Origin of the sequence: Pseudotabrizicola sp., from assembly GCF_030684215.1 — a bacterium.
GTDB lineage: Bacteria > Pseudomonadota > Alphaproteobacteria > Rhodobacterales > Rhodobacteraceae > Pseudotabrizicola.
The window spans coordinates 19,220-34,186 of record NZ_JAUXOV010000051.1 but is presented as its reverse complement, the minus strand read 5'-3'; the positions used below and the strand labels follow the sequence as shown (position 1 = coordinate 34,186).

General features: G+C 59.5%; 15 protein-coding genes. 8 read left to right on the top strand and 7 right to left on the bottom strand.

What is annotated here, in order from left to right; genetic code table 11:
- Nucleotides 1-334: 334 nt before the first annotated feature.
- Nucleotides 335-1,369 (bottom strand): LacI family DNA-binding transcriptional regulator, encoded by a 1,035-nt coding sequence (locus Q8K08_RS09700; RefSeq protein WP_304802602.1) that lies wholly within the window; start codon nucleotides 1,367-1,369, stop codon nucleotides 335-337.
- A 101-nt stretch (nucleotides 1,370-1,470) separates the two neighbouring features.
- On the opposite strand from Q8K08_RS09700, the gene Q8K08_RS09695 reads away from it, so the two are divergent.
- From Q8K08_RS09695 to Q8K08_RS09685, 3 genes are read left to right on the top strand one after another with little or no spacing between them, the layout of a single operon-like run.
- Nucleotides 1,471-1,959, top strand: coding sequence for a TRAP transporter small permease (locus tag Q8K08_RS09695; protein WP_305249939.1), 489 nt, complete (start codon nucleotides 1,471-1,473; stop codon nucleotides 1,957-1,959).
- On the top strand, nucleotides 1,956-3,236 hold the full coding sequence (locus tag Q8K08_RS09690; protein ID WP_304802605.1) for a TRAP transporter large permease subunit: 1,281 nt from the start codon (nucleotides 1,956-1,958) through the stop codon (nucleotides 3,234-3,236). Before Q8K08_RS09695 ends, Q8K08_RS09690 begins: the two co-directional genes overlap by 4 nt.
- Before the next feature lie 23 nt (nucleotides 3,237-3,259).
- Nucleotides 3,260-4,234 (top strand): DctP family TRAP transporter solute-binding subunit, encoded by a 975-nt coding sequence (locus Q8K08_RS09685; RefSeq protein WP_304802607.1) that lies wholly within the window; start codon nucleotides 3,260-3,262, stop codon nucleotides 4,232-4,234.
- A 116-nt stretch (nucleotides 4,235-4,350) separates the two neighbouring features.
- Here the strand turns inward: Q8K08_RS09685 and Q8K08_RS09680 are convergent, their stop codons facing one another.
- The 3 genes from Q8K08_RS09680 to Q8K08_RS09670 all read right to left on the bottom strand — a co-directional run bounded on the left by Q8K08_RS09680 (nucleotide 4,351) and on the right by Q8K08_RS09670 (nucleotide 7,288).
- Complete coding sequence (locus Q8K08_RS09680) at nucleotides 4,351-5,241, bottom strand: SMP-30/gluconolactonase/LRE family protein (RefSeq protein ID WP_305249938.1); 891 nt, start codon at nucleotides 5,239-5,241, stop codon at nucleotides 4,351-4,353.
- Nucleotides 5,242-5,306: 65 nt separating this feature from the next.
- On the bottom strand, nucleotides 5,307-6,341 hold the full coding sequence (locus Q8K08_RS09675) for an L-idonate 5-dehydrogenase (RefSeq protein WP_304802629.1): 1,035 nt from the start codon (nucleotides 6,339-6,341) through the stop codon (nucleotides 5,307-5,309).
- Complete coding sequence (locus Q8K08_RS09670; protein WP_305249937.1) at nucleotides 6,341-7,288, bottom strand: 2-hydroxyacid dehydrogenase; 948 nt, start codon at nucleotides 7,286-7,288, stop codon at nucleotides 6,341-6,343. The genes Q8K08_RS09675 and Q8K08_RS09670 overlap by 1 nt, the downstream gene beginning before the upstream one ends.
- A 93-nt stretch (nucleotides 7,289-7,381) precedes the next feature.
- Here Q8K08_RS09670 and Q8K08_RS09665 point away from each other — a divergent pair, with 93 nt between their 5' ends.
- The 5 genes from Q8K08_RS09665 to Q8K08_RS09645 are packed head-to-tail and all read left to right on the top strand — an operon-like array spanning nucleotide 7,382 to nucleotide 10,916.
- On the top strand, nucleotides 7,382-8,137 hold the full coding sequence (locus tag Q8K08_RS09665) for an SDR family oxidoreductase (RefSeq protein ID WP_304802613.1): 756 nt from the start codon (nucleotides 7,382-7,384) through the stop codon (nucleotides 8,135-8,137).
- Nucleotides 8,134-8,631: a gluconokinase gene (locus Q8K08_RS09660; protein WP_304802615.1), complete on the top strand. Its 498-nt coding sequence runs from the start codon at nucleotides 8,134-8,136 to the stop codon at nucleotides 8,629-8,631. Before Q8K08_RS09665 ends, Q8K08_RS09660 begins: the two co-directional genes overlap by 4 nt.
- Nucleotides 8,628-9,515 (top strand): NAD(P)-dependent oxidoreductase, encoded by an 888-nt coding sequence (locus Q8K08_RS09655; RefSeq protein WP_305249936.1) that lies wholly within the window; start codon nucleotides 8,628-8,630, stop codon nucleotides 9,513-9,515. The genes Q8K08_RS09660 and Q8K08_RS09655 overlap by 4 nt, the downstream gene beginning before the upstream one ends.
- Nucleotides 9,512-9,847, top strand: coding sequence for a hypothetical protein (locus Q8K08_RS09650; RefSeq protein ID WP_304802619.1), 336 nt, complete (start codon nucleotides 9,512-9,514; stop codon nucleotides 9,845-9,847). Before Q8K08_RS09655 ends, Q8K08_RS09650 begins: the two co-directional genes overlap by 4 nt.
- A gap of 52 nt (nucleotides 9,848-9,899) precedes the next feature.
- On the top strand, nucleotides 9,900-10,916 hold the full coding sequence (locus Q8K08_RS09645; protein ID WP_304802621.1) for a LacI family DNA-binding transcriptional regulator: 1,017 nt from the start codon (nucleotides 9,900-9,902) through the stop codon (nucleotides 10,914-10,916).
- Nucleotides 10,917-10,967: 51 nt separating this feature from the next.
- Here Q8K08_RS09645 and Q8K08_RS09640 read toward each other — a convergent pair whose 3' ends face one another.
- From Q8K08_RS09640 to Q8K08_RS09630, 3 genes are all read right to left on the bottom strand, one after another.
- Nucleotides 10,968-11,987: a carbohydrate kinase family protein gene (locus Q8K08_RS09640; protein ID WP_305249935.1), complete on the bottom strand. Its 1,020-nt coding sequence runs from the start codon at nucleotides 11,985-11,987 to the stop codon at nucleotides 10,968-10,970.
- Nucleotides 11,984-12,973: a hypothetical protein gene (locus Q8K08_RS09635; RefSeq protein ID WP_305249934.1), complete on the bottom strand. Its 990-nt coding sequence runs from the start codon at nucleotides 12,971-12,973 to the stop codon at nucleotides 11,984-11,986. Before Q8K08_RS09635 ends, Q8K08_RS09640 begins: the two co-directional genes overlap by 4 nt.
- 1,169 nt (nucleotides 12,974-14,142) lie before the next feature.
- Complete coding sequence (locus tag Q8K08_RS09630; RefSeq protein ID WP_305249933.1) at nucleotides 14,143-14,724, bottom strand: hypothetical protein; 582 nt, start codon at nucleotides 14,722-14,724, stop codon at nucleotides 14,143-14,145.
- Nucleotides 14,725-14,967: the final 243 nt, after the last annotated feature.

Here is a 14,967-nt window from a genome sequence, read left to right as displayed (position 1 = left end):
CCTGAAAAATGCGCTTAGCCAAGTCCACGCCAATGATCATATCCTTCATAGACCGTCCTCCACTGAATGTGCTGCAGGACAAGCATCGCACAGATGCAGCCTGCGGATACGGGGGCGGACGGCAACCACCCCATCTATTCATCCCGATGAGCACGGATCTTTCCACGTTGCGCCAGGGCTTTCCTTGGCGTCCCGATTTCCACGACCTGTCAGGGCTTGAAAGGGTCAGTGATGGTTTGCGTGATCAAAAAGGTGAAAGCTGAGGTAACGCTGTCGCTATCCGCAAAAGTGGGCGGCTAAGAAGCCGTCAAGGCAGTTGGCGCCCAGAGGCTATTTATTCCGCTGGCCAGCGAAAGGTATTGCCACGGATGATCTGCGGCACAAAAATCGCGGACAAAGTGGAGGCAGGGTCGGTTTCGTATCCGATAACGGCCCGGGCTGCATGTTCACCCATCTGACGAACGGGCACTTCAAATGTGGTCAGCCGGGTCCGCAAAGCGTGTTTCAGCGATGTACCGTTGAAGCCTATAACGGAAACGGCGTTCGGGACCGCAAACCCGGCGGAGAACAGAGCGCGCATCCCGCCGATCGCCATAGCATCGTTCAGATAGTGGATAACCTCGGGCACCTCGCCTTTGCGCAGCAGGCGTTCAGTCAGAATCTGGCCACTTTGCACGGTGCGGGTCAGATCGGGATCAGCCAGCACCTGGCATGCGACCCCTGCGCGCTGCAACGCATCCACAAAGCCATCCTTGCGGCGGCTGGCGCATAGATCCAGCTGAAGCTGCGCCCCGACATAGCAGGCCCGTGTGAACCCGGCCTCAAGGCAGATCTTGGCCGCCGCACGACCCGCTGCATCGTGAGACAGGCCGACAGTTGTCTCTGGCCCCGGCGTGTCACCATCCCACAGCCGGACCGGGCGCAAACAGCAGGTGCGCAACAAATGTGCCGTCGCCTCTGTCTGCGGCAGCCCACCCGACACGATCAGCCCAGCGGGCTTCATCGACAGCATCATACGGACCAGCCGCGCTTCATTAGCGGGGTCAAAAAAAGTCTCGCCGATCAGGCTGAAATAGCCGCGCGGGGTCAGCACTGCATTGATCCCGGCAAGGACACCGGAATAGACCTGATCGCTGACCGAAGGGATCAGAACCCCAACCAAAGGGCTGGTTTGTGACGACAGCGCTCCGGCCAGAATACTTGGGACATAGCCCATTTTATCGGCAATTTCCGAAACGCGGTGTCGCGTGGCCTCGCTGATCCGCCCGGTGCCACGCAGCACCTTGGATACCGTCATACGACTGACGCCAGCGGCCTCGGCCACATCAGAAATCGTTGCAGGGCGGCGGTCGGAAGGGGATTGACTCATGGATTTGTTATCGATACCAATTTAGTTTAACGATAACCCAAAAGCTCAGACCGCACAAGAAGCGCTAGAGCCTCCGGGTAGGTTCAGGGAGGAGCCGGCCGATGAAACGCCTGATCAGGCACCTGTGGTCAATCGTAGATGTTGTCATGGCTGTTTTGCTGGCCGCAATGATTGCACTGGTATTTGCAAATGTCGTTCTGCGCTATGGATTCTCATCCGGCATCCGGCAGTCGGTGGAGCTTGCAAGGCTGTGGTTCGTCTGGGTTGTCATGCTGGGCGCTGCGGTGGTTTTGCGCCGGGGCGAGCATCTGGCGGTGGCCGAGTTTTCTGAGACGCTGTTCCCACGCGCGGTACCCACTTTGCGCCGTCTGTGCTGGGTGGTGGTGATTGTGGCCGTGGGGATGCTGTTCATCGGCGCGCTCAATCAGACCATGGCGAACTGGAACAACATCTCGCAGCTGACCGGATTGCCGTCTGCGCTGTTCTATCTGGCAGGCGTGGTGTCGGCGTTGATGATGGGGGCGATTGCCGTCGTGCGCCTGATTGACCCGATGCAAACCGGCATAGCCCGGCTGGAGCAGGACGAATGACACTTTTCCTGTTTCTGGGCGTTCTGTTCGTGGCGATTCTGGCGGGCCTGCCTGTCGCCTTTGCACTGCTGCTGTCGTCGATGGCGCTTATGCTGCACCTTGGCTCGTTCAGTTCGGATATTCTGGCGCAGGGCCTGATCAACGGAGTAGACAACTTTCCACTGTTGGCGATTCCGTTCTTTCTGGTCGCGGGCGAGGTCATGTCCAAGGGCGGCCTGTCGGAACGGATTGTCCGGCTTGCCATGACCCTTGTGGGCCACCGGCGCGGCGGCTTGGGCTATGTTGCGGTGCTGACGGCGATCCTGCTGGCCGGGCTGTCAGGCTCTGCCGTGGCGGATGCGGCGGCGCTGGTATCGATCCTGTATCCGATGATGCGCAACGCAGGCTATCCCGAGGGGCGCAGCCTTGGGCTTTTGGCGTCGGGTGGGATCATCGCACCGATCATTCCGCCATCGCTGCCGCTGATCCTGATTGGCGTTGCAGGCAACATCTCAATCGCCAAACTGTTCATGGCAGGAATTGCGCCCGGTCTGATGATGGGTGTGACGCTGATGGTGGTCTGGTCGCTTTTGATGCGCAAGGAAGACATCGCGACCTTGCCCAAGGCCAGCGGCGCAGAACGTCTTGCCGCGTTGAAAGATGGGGTTTGGGCGCTGATGCTGCCAGTAATCATCATCGGCGGCATCCGTTCTGGGGTCTTTACCCCGACAGAGGCGGCGGTAGTTGCGGCGGTCTATGCCATTGTCGTATCTGCCGTGGTCTATCGCACCCTGACCTTAACGCTTCTGTATCAGGTGTTGCTGGCCGCTGGCCGGGCTACTGCGATGGTGATGTTTCTTGTAGGTGCCGCCATGGTCGCCGCCTGGCTGATCACCGTGGCACAGTTGCCGCAACAACTGGCCATGATGCTGCAACCACTGATCGACAGCCCGCGTTTATTGATGCTGGTCATCATGCTGATCGTGCTGGCGGTCGGTATGGTGATGGACCTGTCGCCAACAATCCTGATCCTTGTTCCGCTGCTGATGCCAGTAGTCAAGTTGGCGGGTATTGACCCGGTATATTTCGGGCTGATGTTTGTGATGAACTGCTCTATCGGCCTGCTCACACCGCCCGTCGGCACAGTGCTGAACGTGATCTGCGGCGTGGGCAAGGTGCCGCTAAGCGTCGCCGTGCGCGGCATCTCACCGTTCCTTGCGGCGTATGTCGTGCTGTTAAGCATGTTCATCATCTTTCCAGAATTGATCACCGTTCCCGCCAAAATTCTTGGCGGCTGAAAAACCAAAGGGAGGACTACACCATGAAACTTTTGAAAACGCTTGGCCTTGCATCGGCCTTTGCCTTTGCCGCGCTGTCGGCGCAGGCACAGACAGATCTGAAGCTGGCCCACGCAGCCCCAGACACCGATCTGCAGCAATCGCTGTCGCTGTTCTTCAAAGAACAGGTCGAGGCCCGCACGGGCGGTTCAGTTACCGTCACGATTTTTCCGCAGGGTCAGCTTGGCAACGATGGCGCGATGATCGACGGCACACGGTCGGGCATCATTGATATTGCCATGTCCGGCCTGAACAACTTTACCGGGCTGGTGCCAGCGGCGGGAGCGTTCGAGCTGCCGTTTATCTTCCCGACACGCGAAGTGGCCTATACGATTCTGGATGGCGACATCGGCCAAGGCATCGCCGGGGACTTTACACAGCACGGGCTGAAGGTTCTGGGCTTTCCTGAAAATGGATATCGCAACATGTCCAACAACCGAGGCCCGATCAAGGTTCCGGGTGATCTGGCGGGTCTGAACATGCGCGTCAACAACTCCAAGGCGCTGAACGACATGTTCGCAGCGCTTGGTGCCAACCCGCTGCAACTGCCGGTGGCCGAGCTTTACACCGCGCTGGAAACCGGCGTTGTCGATGCGCAGGACCACCCGATCGGGATTGTTCTGTCGTTCAAATTCAACGAAGTGCAAAAGTATCTGTCGCTGACCCAGCACGCCTATTCCGCACTTGCTCTGGTGATGAACGACGCCAAGTTCAACAGCCTGACAGCCGATGAACAGGCCGTGATTGTTGAGGTGGCGGCCGAAGCAGTCGCCATGCAGCGCAAGGCAGTGCAGGACAAAGAGGCCGGGATGATCGACGAGCTGACAGCCGCCGGTATGGCAGTGAACGACGATGTGGATGCCGCCGCGTTCCAGGCATCGGTCAAATCAGTCTGGGATGGCTTCATCGCCGAAAATGGCGACGTGGTGGTGAATGCCATCATGGCAGCACAGCAATAAGCATTCATTCTGCAAGTTGCGGTTACAAAAAAGGGGGTGGGCAACTGCCCCCTTTATGGCCTGCGCTAAATGCCCTGGTTCATCAGTCCCAGTAAGATGGCAGCTTTGCCGCGGGGTCACGGCCACTGCACGCCTTTGCGGTTGAGGACCACCGAATACAAGCTGGTCGAGGCGGTGATGAACAGCCGGTGCTTGGCCCGCCCGCCAAAGCAGATGTTTGAGACCAGTTCCGGTACAAGGATCTTGCCCATCAGGTGCCCATCCGGCGCGATGCAATGCACCCCATCCGCCGCTGACGACCACAGGTTGCCTTCCGCGTCCACCCTTATGCCATCGGCGCAGCCGGGTTTGATGGTGTAAAACAGCCGGCCATTGACGGGGCGCCCATCGACCATGTCATAGACCCTGATATGCTGCGGATCACCCTGAAACATCCGCCCTGTATCTGCCACATAAAGCAGGGATTCGTCGGGGCTGAAGGCCAGACCGTTCGGACAGGCCATATCGGTAATCACCGCGTCAATCGCGCCCGACGGGTCCACGCGGTAGACCGCGCAGGGCAGTGCCTGTTCGGCGCGAAAACCCTCATAGTCTGTCATGATGCCGTAATGCGGATCGCTGAACCACACACCGCCATCGCGCGCCACGATCACATCATTGGGGCTGTTCAGCGGCTTGCCATCAAAGGCATCGGCCAGCACGCTTAGCGCCCCGTCCCAGTCGGTGCGCGTCACTCGCCGCAACCCGTGTTCACAGCTGATCAGCCGCCCCTGACGGTCGCGGGTATGGCCGTTGGCATAGTTCGACGGTGCACGAAACGTGGTCACGCCGTCTTCGGTCCAGCGCAGGATGCGGTTGTTCGGAATGTCAGAAAACAGCAAACACCCCATGTCGCCAAACCAGACTGGCCCCTCGACCCAGTCAAACCCCGTCGCCAGACGTTTCACCGGCGCATTACCAAGAACAAAGGTACCAAAGGCCGGATCGTGGATTTCAAAGCATGACATGAGGCCGCTTCCTTTTGGCGTGGTTGTATCAATGTCTGGTCAAAGTTAGACCCAAAATCACGCCATCACCCCGAAAACACGATTTGCGCCTTCATCGCCTGCGAACGGTCCGACGCCAGCCGGAATGCGGTTTCGGCCTGATCCAGCCCAACCGTATGGGTAATCAGCGGCTTTGCATCAATCAGCCCCTTTTGCATCAACCCCACTCCGACCGCAAATTCCGAATGAAAGCGGAAAGACCCGCGCAGCTCCAACTCTTTGGCGGTGATCGCCATCATCGGCAGGGCCATGTCGCCACCAAGCCCCAGTTGCACAATCACCCCGCGCGGGCGCAAAGCGGCGATGCCGCCCGCAAGCGCTGCCGCAACCCCGGTGCATTCGTAAAGCACGTCAAAGTACCCCTTGTCCGCGCCGTAAGCGGCCAAAGCGTCCGGTTCTGTGCCTGTGTTGATCCCCCGGTCCGCACCGACCCTGCGCGCAAGGGCAAGCGTGAAGTCCGAAAGGTCTGTCGCCACGATTTCCGTAGCCCCCGCACGCCGCGCTGCAAGGATCGACAGCACCCCAATCGGCCCGCATCCGGTGACAAGCACCCGTTTACCAAGCATGTCGCCGACGCGCTTGGTGGCATGTAGCGTCACCGCCAGCGGTTCGGCCATCGCAGCCTCACCCGGCGTCAACCCGGTCGCGTCAACGCATTGGCTGGCCTCAGCCACAAGGCTTTCACGGAATGCGCCCTGAATATGGGGAAAGGGCATTGCACTGCCATAAAACCGCATGTTCAGACATTGATTGGGCAAACCTTCCAGACAAAATTTGCAACCGCCACACGGGCGGCTTGGCGATACCGCCACAAGCTGGCCTTCATGAAAGCCCGAAATCCCCGGCCCGATCTGATCGACAAAGGCCGAAACCTCATGGCCAAGGATCATCGGCTCGCGCAGACGAACGGTGCCAAAACCGCCGTGGTGATAATAATGCAAATCAGACCCGCAGACCCCGCCCGTGGCAAGCCGCAGCCGCAACTGGCCTGCGCCGGGCTGTTCAACCGGGCGATCCTCAACCCGAAGGTCTTTTGCAGCGTGAATGACAATCGCGCGCATCATGCCACCTGCGTCAGCAACGGCTGACCCGCGAAGTGCGCGGTCAAGTTGTCACGCACCAGCTTGCCCATGGCCTGCCGCGTCTCATAGGTGCCGCTGGCGTGGTGGGGTTGCACCAGCACATTCGGCAAAGCCAGAAACCGTGGGTTCAGCTTTGGCTCACCCTCAAACACATCGAGCGCGGCCGACCCCAGCGTGCCATCCTCCAACGCTGCCAGAAGCGCATCTTCGTCAATGTTGGACGCCCGAGAGATGTTGATCAGCATGCCACTGGGCCCTAACGCCGCAATCACTTCTGACCCAACGATGTGCCGCGTGGCGGCTGATGCGGCCAGCGTCACGAACAGGAAATCCGAACGTGCGGCCAAGGCGACCGGATCAGCTATATACTCCCAACCCTTTGCGTACTCCTTTGGCCCGACATCCGAATAGGCAATCTCCAGATCAAAGCCCGTCAGCCGTTTGGCCACCTCGAAGCCGATGCGGCCAAGACCAAGCACCCCCGCCCGCTTACCCCAGACCCGCCGTTGCAACGGATACAACCCCTTGGCCGCCCAAGACCCGTCGCGTACCCACGCCTCTGCCCCGATCATCCCACGCGATTGCACCAACATCATCGCAACGCCCAGATCAGCCACATCATTCGTCAGGACATCGGGCGTATTGGTCACACGGATGCCCCGCGCGCGTGCAGCCTCAAGGTCTACCGCATCATAGCCGACACCATAGACGCTGATCACTTCCAACTGCGGGCAAGCCGCGATCATTGCCGCATTGGCCCCCAACTCGCCCCGTGTGGCAATGCCCCTGATCTGCGGACCAACGTCGGCGAGGAAAGCCGCCTTGTCCACAGCCTCAAAGTAGCGGTGCATATGAAAACTTGCATCCAGCGGACCCTGATCCCATTCAGGGTAAGGGCCGACTTGCAGGATATGGGGCTTTGTCATCGTCTTTCCGATCCCGGCTTGACAGTTTATGTTAACGATAACATAAACAGGAGAAACCACGCTTGTCGAGAGCGAACTGAAAGGAAACACACCTTGGGACACCAGCTTTTTGATCTGACGGGACGGCGAGCGCTGATCACCGGGTCGTCACAGGGCATTGGCTTTGCACTGGCGCAGGGCTTGGTCGCCGCAGGCGCGCAGGTGGTGCTTAACGGACGTGATGCGGCCAAACTTGCCGATGCCGCTGCACGCATATCGGGAGCAGAAGTGCTGGCCTTTGACGCCACAGACCACACGGCAGTGCGCAGCGCCGTTGACGCATTTGAAGCCTCGGGCAAACCCATCGACATTCTGGTGAACAACGCTGGCATGCAGCATCGCGGTCCGCTAGAGGAGTTTCCGGCCGATGCGTTTGAGCGGCTGTTGCAAACCAATATTGCAAGCGTGTTTCACGTCGGCCAAGCCGTCGCCCGCCACATGATTGCACGCAAGCGCGGCCGGATCATCAACATCGCAAGCGTGCAAACCGCCCTCGCCCGCCCCGGCATCGCCCCCTACACCGCGACCAAGGGCGCAGTTGGCAACCTGACCAAGGGCATGGCGACCGACTGGGCCAAATACGGGCTGAACTGCAATGCCATCGCGCCGGGGTATTTTGACACCCCCCTGAATGCCGCGCTGGTGGCCGACCCAGCCTTTACCAATTGGCTGGAAAAGCGCACCCCTGCCGGGCGCTGGGGCAATGTCGAAGAACTTCAGGGTGCCTGCATTTTCCTTGCCTCCGACGCTGCCAGCTTCGTCAATGGCCATATCCTGTATGTGGATGGCGGCATCACGGCGTCCCTATGAATGTACGTGTCGTGATCATGGGGGTGTCAGGCTGCGGCAAATCCTCAGTGGGCGAAGGGCTGTCTGCACGCCTTTGCATCCCATACCGCGATGGCGATGACCTGCACCCTGCAGAGAACGTTGACAAGATGCGCACCGGTGTTGCGCTCACTGATGATGACCGCTGGCCATGGCTGGACCGCGTGGCCGCCGTGCTGGCCAATGATGCGCCGGTGATTGTCGGCTGTTCCGCCCTGCGCCGCACCTATCGTGACCGCCTGCGCGCGGGCGCGGGTGGGCCAGTGCAGTTTGTCCACCTATCCGGCAGCCTTGATCTGATTGCCGGGCGCATGGCCACCCGCACCGGACATTATATGCCGACCAGCCTGCTCGACAGCCAGTTTGCAGCGCTTGAACCACCGGGGCCAGATGAGGCGCTGACGGTTTCTATTGATCAGCCGCTGCCTGCGCTGATCGACACCATCACCACCCATCTGGAAGGAGCCCAGCCATGACCGATACAATCGCCCTGATTGGCGTGGGGGCCATGGGCGGGGCCATCGGCGCACGTCTGGTGGCCACCGGAACCCCGCTTGCAGTCTTCGATCTCGACCCCGCCAAAGTGGCTTCGCTGGTGGCAGGGGGCGCAACCGCCGCCCCATCTGCCGCGGCTGCTGCAAGGGGCGCACGCGCGGTCATCCTGTCGCTGAACGCGCCCCACATCGTGCGCGCGGCGGTATTCGGCCCCGGCGGCGTTGCCGAAGGCGCGTCTCCCGGCACCCTGATCATCGATATGTCGTCGATCGATCCCGAATCCACCAAGGCGCTTGCAAATGATGCCGCCGCAAAAGGCCTGCGTTGGGTGGACAGCCCGCTGTCGGGCGGCATCCCAAAGGCCGCAACGGGGGAAATGACCCTGATGCAGGGCGGCGCGCCCGATGATGTTGCCGCCGCACAGACGATCTTGTCAAAAGTTGCGTCAAACCAGACCCGGATGGGCGGCCCCGGTGCGGGCCAGACCACAAAGCTGATCAATCAGGTTCTGTGCGGCCTTGGCTTTCTGGCCGTGGCCGAAGCCACCGCACTCGCCGAAGCTGCCGGGGTGGACGCCAAAATGATCCCGCGCGCGCTGAAAGGTGGCCGCGCAGATTCTGCCATCTTGCAGGAATACATGCCCCGTTTTACCGCGCGCGACTACCGCCGCACGGGCCGCATCGACAACATGGTCAAGGATCTGAATGGTGCAGCCGACCTTGCCCGCCTGACCCATACACCGATGCCGCTGACAGCGCTTTGTGCCGAAATTCACCGCATGCTGACCGCCGCAGGCTTGGGTGGCGAGGATCAAGCGGCACTGATGGAATTCTTCAAGGGACCAGATAAGGATTTGTTCGAATGATCACCCGCTATGCACTGTTTGAAGGCCGCGTCCACGACGGCCAGACCGAAGCGTTTCGTGAGGCAGTTCTGACCGAAATCTTGCCAAAGTGGAAAGCCTTTCCCGGCGCCCTTGCGGTGCGCGTTAATTTTGCGGAAAGCCGCGACGACGGCGCGCCCGAATACCCGTTGATCCTTGCGATCAGCTATCCCGACCTTGCGACTGTTGATGCTGCATTGGCAAGTCCGGCCCGCGCGATGGGCAAGGCCGTGACCGAGTCAGTGTTGGCGCGCTTCTTTACCGGGCGTATCCATCACCACATCACCACCGCGCATGATCATGAACTGGTCTAGGCACGGGGTTTGGGGGCTGGATTTGCAGGCGCGGTAACGATAACAAGGTGCCATGAACCCGCCGCGCAAAACCTTGACAATGGCCGATGTCGCCCGTCTTGCGGGCGTCTCTCCCATGACAGTCAGCCGCGCCTTCAAGACCGACAGTTCGGTCAGCGAGCCTACGCGCTTGGCGATCCTGAAAGCTGCCGATGATCTGGGCTATGTCTTTGACAGCACGGCGTCGAACCTGCGGTCGCAGCGCACAGATTTTATCGCCGTCACCATCCCGTCAATCAACAATGCCAACTTTGCTGATACGGTGCGCGGGCTTTCCGAAGGACTGAAAGCGCGCGGGCTGCAAATCCTGCTGGGCTATACCGATTACGACATGGCCGAGGAAGAGCGCCTGATCGAGCAATTCCTGCGCCGCCGCCCCGAAGCCATTGTGGTGACCGGTGGCCGCCATACCCCGCGCGCCCGGCGGATGCTGGAAAATGCAGGCATTCCAGTCATCGAAACCTGGGATCTGCCCGAAGACCCGATTGGCCATGCCATCGGCTTTTCCAATGCGCTGGCTGTGCGCGGCATGGTCGATCATTTCGTGGCCAAGGGTCTGACGCGGATTGCCTTTATCGGCGGCGACACAACGCGTGACACGCGCGGTGCAGACCGCCGCGCTGGGTTTATTGCGGCCATGCAGGCCCAAGGGCTGGACGCCACCCGCTTGATCGCCGTTGGTGCTCCGCCAATTTCAATGCGCGAAGGGGCTGGGGCCATGGCGCGCCTGCTTGAAACTTTGCCCGACACGCAAGCAGTGATCTGCGTATCAGACCTGTCGGCCTTTGGCGCGCTGACCGAATGCCAAAGGCGCGGCGTCGCGGTGCCGGGCCAACTGTGGATCGCGGGCTTTGGCGATTACGAGATCGCCGAAATCGCCGTCCCCGCTCTGACCACAATCAATCCCTTCCCACGCGATATCGGCACCCGCACAGCCGCCCTGATCCTGGACGTGCTGGATGGCAAGCAGGACACTGCGGCAAAGATCGCTATCTCACCGGAACTGATGATCCGGCAATCAAGTCACTGACGACAATTCATCCCGGATCTTAGGTCGGGAACAGTGCAAGCTGGCGATCCATCAGTCAAGTTTGCGCCATCCCCATTTGTTGGCCATGGCCAGCGACTCTGCCACCGGCAGGACCGCATCGGTGGTGCCAAGGCTACGCAAAGACACTGCGGCGGCCGCGTGGCCAAGGCGCACTGCGTCTTCAATCAGCCAGTTTTCATGCAGACCATAGATCACACCCGCGGCAAAGGCATCGCCTGCGCCGTTTGCACCGATCACCTTGTCGGGCGGCACATCGACAGAGGCGATGAACTTGGGCCCCTCCCCACGTGTCAGCACGACCGCGCCATCAGGGAAATGCGCCACCAGCAGCCGCATCGACCCCATCGCCAGAACCGCCTGCGCCGACAGGATCACACGATCCACATTCGCCGCTTCCGCCGCCACGGTGGGGTTGCCCGAAATGGCTGCCATCTCGAAATCATTGATGATCAGGTAATCCAGATGCGGCAGGCAAGGCCGCACGATCTTGGCCAGCTTTTCCGGCGCGATCGAGCACAGCTCCATGTTGGTTTCGATACCGACCGCCTGCGCGGCCTTCAGCACCGTCACCCAACCGTTTTCATCACTTCCCCAAGCCCTGTCCATCTGCCGGTGAATGCCGGGCAGCCCCAGATGCAGAAACCGCGCATTGGTTTTGGAAAAGTCAAAATGGTCCGGGTTCAGTTCGGCACTCGCGCCCTGAAGATAGATATGCGTCCGTCGCCCGGTCTTGTTCGAGGTATAGGCATCGGTATAATTGGTGCGCAGCCCTTCGACCACATGCAGCCGGCTGCGCTCGATCCCATAAGCATCGGCCTCTGCCAACAGAATGCGGCCGTCTTCGTCATTGCCGATCACCCCGATGGTTTCCACCGGGATGGACGGGTCAAGCCGCTTGAGATCAATCGCCAGATTGCAGCCCGAACCGCCGCCCTTGACGTCTTCCGACAGGATCTCGACCACCTCGTTTTCCAGCGGCCAGAACTCCACAACCTTGTTGTGATCGGCACACCATGTTCCGGCTGTCAGAACGCCCTTGCGACTGGTCATTTCAGCACCGCCTCGGTCACTTGCAGATCATCCTCCAGGTTGCGATTGGGGAGGATGCCCTTTTTCGTCAGCCGGTCGTGATAATCATGCACCGCATCCTCGGATGTCTGCACGCCTTCGACGACCCGGCGCATCGCGGCGACGATTTCCGTGCTGTCTTCGGCAAAGTAGATCTTGCGCCCGAACAGCGCGATCCGCGCGCCGTATTTTTCCGCCTGGCTGACCAGTTCGAACGTGTCCCGCGTGGTGCCGACGCCGCCGCCCAGAATGCCGACGATCAGCTTGCCGGGGTCATAGCTGGCCAGTTCTTCCATCGCACGCGGGCCGTTATAGGCGATCTTTAGGAACAGCGGGTATTCCTCGCTGGACACACCGGCAAGGCAGCGGGCAATCGTGTCGTTGATATAGTGACCGATTTCAACGCCGTTGGTGTCGATGTCAAAGGCCGGATTGAACACCTCCAAAAAGTGGCGCATTCCAGCGGCGCTGGCCTCATCACGAAACGCGGTATAGGCGTTCAGCGTTGCGGCATCCTGCGCCAGATCATTGTAAAAGGTCGCCGCATAGAGGCCAAGATCGGCCACCTTAAGCGCCCGGTCCAGCCGCGCAGTGCGAAAAGGTGCTGCGGGCACCTTGCGATAGCTGGCACCACGATACGCCCAGATATCTGAGGCATCGTTCAGTCGCACTGCGGGGGTAACGTCACTGCCTGCAAAAACACCCTCCGTCGTCAACGCTTCGGCCGAAGACAGTGACATCAGCATCACGTCAACCATACCCGAGCGAGTCATCTTGCGCATGTCATCGCGGTAGTCTGACAAGGGGCGCGGTTGTGTCGTAGGCTTGCCATCGGGGCCTGTACGAAAGCCCGGCGTCGCAACACCCATCGACATATCGCCATCCTTGGCATCCGCGATGACAAAATCGGCAGGGGAGTAGTTGCCTTCCCGAATGCGGGACAGCTTTGCATCAAGCGGGCGTGTCATTCCGGTTCCTCTTTTTTTCAGCTTTCAGAATACGGTTTGCAGGCGGTTGCCGGATGCGGCGTCGAACAAATGCACGCGCGTCTCGTCGATCCTTGTGGTCGTGCTGTCCTATAGGTCAGCAAGCGACCAGTCACGATTCCATCGGCGCGATATCCGACGCCCAAGGCGTCGCAGTCAGATCTTCCGGCTCAATCGTCATAGCCGAATTTGTGGACGACTGGTAGCGGATGCCCACCTATTTGACAAAATCAGCACGCTCCAAACATTCCAGCGCGCGTATCACAGCGTCATCATCCCGCGCCGCCATGGGCTGATAAGCGTCATATCTGTGGCTACAAAGCTACCCGCGTTTCGGGCCAAAGCGGTCAGCCCGAGCGTTTGGAGACATCTCCCATGTCGATGCCAAAGCAGGTGCCCATTTTGTGAAGACGAATTTTTTTACTGCACTAGCGCTCATGCCAATCACAGATGGGTAACGCTGGTTTATGATTTAAAGCGCACATGTTCCAGCAGTGCGGGGCCGGGCATTTGCGGTGGATGAACGCTATAGGTTCGCCGCAGATTAGCAGTCGGAGCGGCCGGGGTGCGCTGCTGGCTCGCAACGCTTTCTGGCACTGCCGACACACTGATCTGCGCTTGTCCCAGTGCGGTCATTGCAGACGAGTTCGGTCGAGATGCCATGGCCCCCGAATTCTTGGCGACCCAAACAGAGGACTTCACGCGGAGCGGCCGATCACTATCGTTGGTGCCTGCCGGGGAAAATGCTTGGTGCGGATTTCAGGGCTGGAACCTTTAAAACTGGCCATAGCGATCCCCTTTGACAATATGGGGCAGCGTGCAACTCAGATAGCGCAAGCTGCCTTTGGTCGGATATGAGGCTGTATTGGCCCGGCAGAATGTGCCAGATCCAGCTTTGCTATAGCCGTGCGCGCCTCACGTTCACGCGGTCAGAGTGAATGACGGTAGGGCAAACTTTTTGCCAATCTGGGACTTGATTACAAAGACGAGTTGACGGCCCTGTGGGAAGCAATGCCGTCTGCGTTGGTCTTGTGCTGCCCTTGAGAACAATTTTCCCCGGACTGGCCGGCCGTTGGAAACGGCCAGGTGGGCACAAAATCCGGGTCGGAGCGCCGGTTCGCAAGCTGGCCGACACCCCAATTGCTTCATGGTCAACTGATGCCGCCACCGCAGCCGCTTTCCGTCAGCGCGCCAGCTTCTACAGGATAGCCTTTGCGCGGGTTTATGATGAACTGTTTCATCCCGGTAATGCGTCGCATGCAGGTGTCCGAGGCAGCCCGACCTGCGGACTCACCGCCGACATAGATGTCCAGCCAAGGGGCACCGTTCTTTCCCCGATGGCATCCTGTCAGATGCGGTTGAGGGCCATCGCCACAAATATCCTCGACGATTGCATAGCGCCTGATCGCCGGGATGTAGAACCGGGTTCCAGCCGGAAAATCAAGCCGCGCCGACCCATTTACGAGCCGATAACCAACCGCGATTGTAATCGGATCGCCATAAGTTCCAGTGCCGCCGGCACGGCTATGGATGACTGGCCGTGCAATCGCCGCAGAACCGGGAGGCGTGTTGTCCCAGAAACTGTAGCCGGTCAAATAGCCTTGGAAGGAGCTCTCTCCTTGTACAACATTTATGATCTGAGACACTCCATCGGTGTTCGGCACTGAGGTCTTCGCTGTGATGCCAAAACCGGTCGGTCCGCAAAGTCCTGCAGTTGCCGTTCCGATCAGCAAGCAGGCCACCCTCAAAACTCCGATCATTCTATATCCTTTCAACTATTGGCGCCGGTCATTCGGCGCCCACATGAAAAGACTTGACCAATAGAGTTAATTGCGCGCTACGAGCATCATAATATGTTTCCTCATTTTAAATAAAAATGTAATAAAGCTTTATCAAACTGAAGGGCAAGATAGCATATTTATTTGATCTTCATGATGAACTTTTGCCTTGTACTTTTGAAGTTCACTCACGGCACT

What these genes read in the sequence shown, in the direction of transcription:
- Q8K08_RS09700 (WP_304802602.1), bottom strand. Translation starts at nt 1,369, where the DNA reads ATGAGTCAATCCCCTTCCGACCGCCGCCCTGCAACGATTTCTGATGTG.
- Q8K08_RS09695 (WP_305249939.1), top strand. Translation starts at nt 1,471, where the DNA reads ATGAAACGCCTGATCAGGCACCTGTGGTCAATCGTAGATGTTGTCATG.
- Q8K08_RS09690 (WP_304802605.1), top strand. Translation starts at nt 1,956, where the DNA reads ATGACACTTTTCCTGTTTCTGGGCGTTCTGTTCGTGGCGATTCTGGCG.
- Q8K08_RS09685 (WP_304802607.1), top strand. Translation starts at nt 3,260, where the DNA reads ATGAAACTTTTGAAAACGCTTGGCCTTGCATCGGCCTTTGCCTTTGCC.
- Q8K08_RS09680 (WP_305249938.1), bottom strand. Translation starts at nt 5,241, where the DNA reads ATGTCATGCTTTGAAATCCACGATCCGGCCTTTGGTACCTTTGTTCTT.
- Q8K08_RS09675 (WP_304802629.1), bottom strand. Translation starts at nt 6,341, where the DNA reads ATGCGCGCGATTGTCATTCACGCTGCAAAAGACCTTCGGGTTGAGGAT.
- Q8K08_RS09670 (WP_305249937.1), bottom strand. Translation starts at nt 7,288, where the DNA reads ATGACAAAGCCCCATATCCTGCAAGTCGGCCCTTACCCTGAATGGGAT.
- Q8K08_RS09660 (WP_304802615.1), top strand. Translation starts at nt 8,134, where the DNA reads ATGAATGTACGTGTCGTGATCATGGGGGTGTCAGGCTGCGGCAAATCC.
- Q8K08_RS09655 (WP_305249936.1), top strand. Translation starts at nt 8,628, where the DNA reads ATGACCGATACAATCGCCCTGATTGGCGTGGGGGCCATGGGCGGGGCC.
- Q8K08_RS09650 (WP_304802619.1), top strand. Translation starts at nt 9,512, where the DNA reads ATGATCACCCGCTATGCACTGTTTGAAGGCCGCGTCCACGACGGCCAG.
- Q8K08_RS09645 (WP_304802621.1), top strand. Translation starts at nt 9,900, where the DNA reads ATGAACCCGCCGCGCAAAACCTTGACAATGGCCGATGTCGCCCGTCTT.
- Q8K08_RS09640 (WP_305249935.1), bottom strand. Translation starts at nt 11,987, where the DNA reads ATGACCAGTCGCAAGGGCGTTCTGACAGCCGGAACATGGTGTGCCGAT.
- Q8K08_RS09635 (WP_305249934.1), bottom strand. Translation starts at nt 12,973, where the DNA reads ATGACACGCCCGCTTGATGCAAAGCTGTCCCGCATTCGGGAAGGCAAC.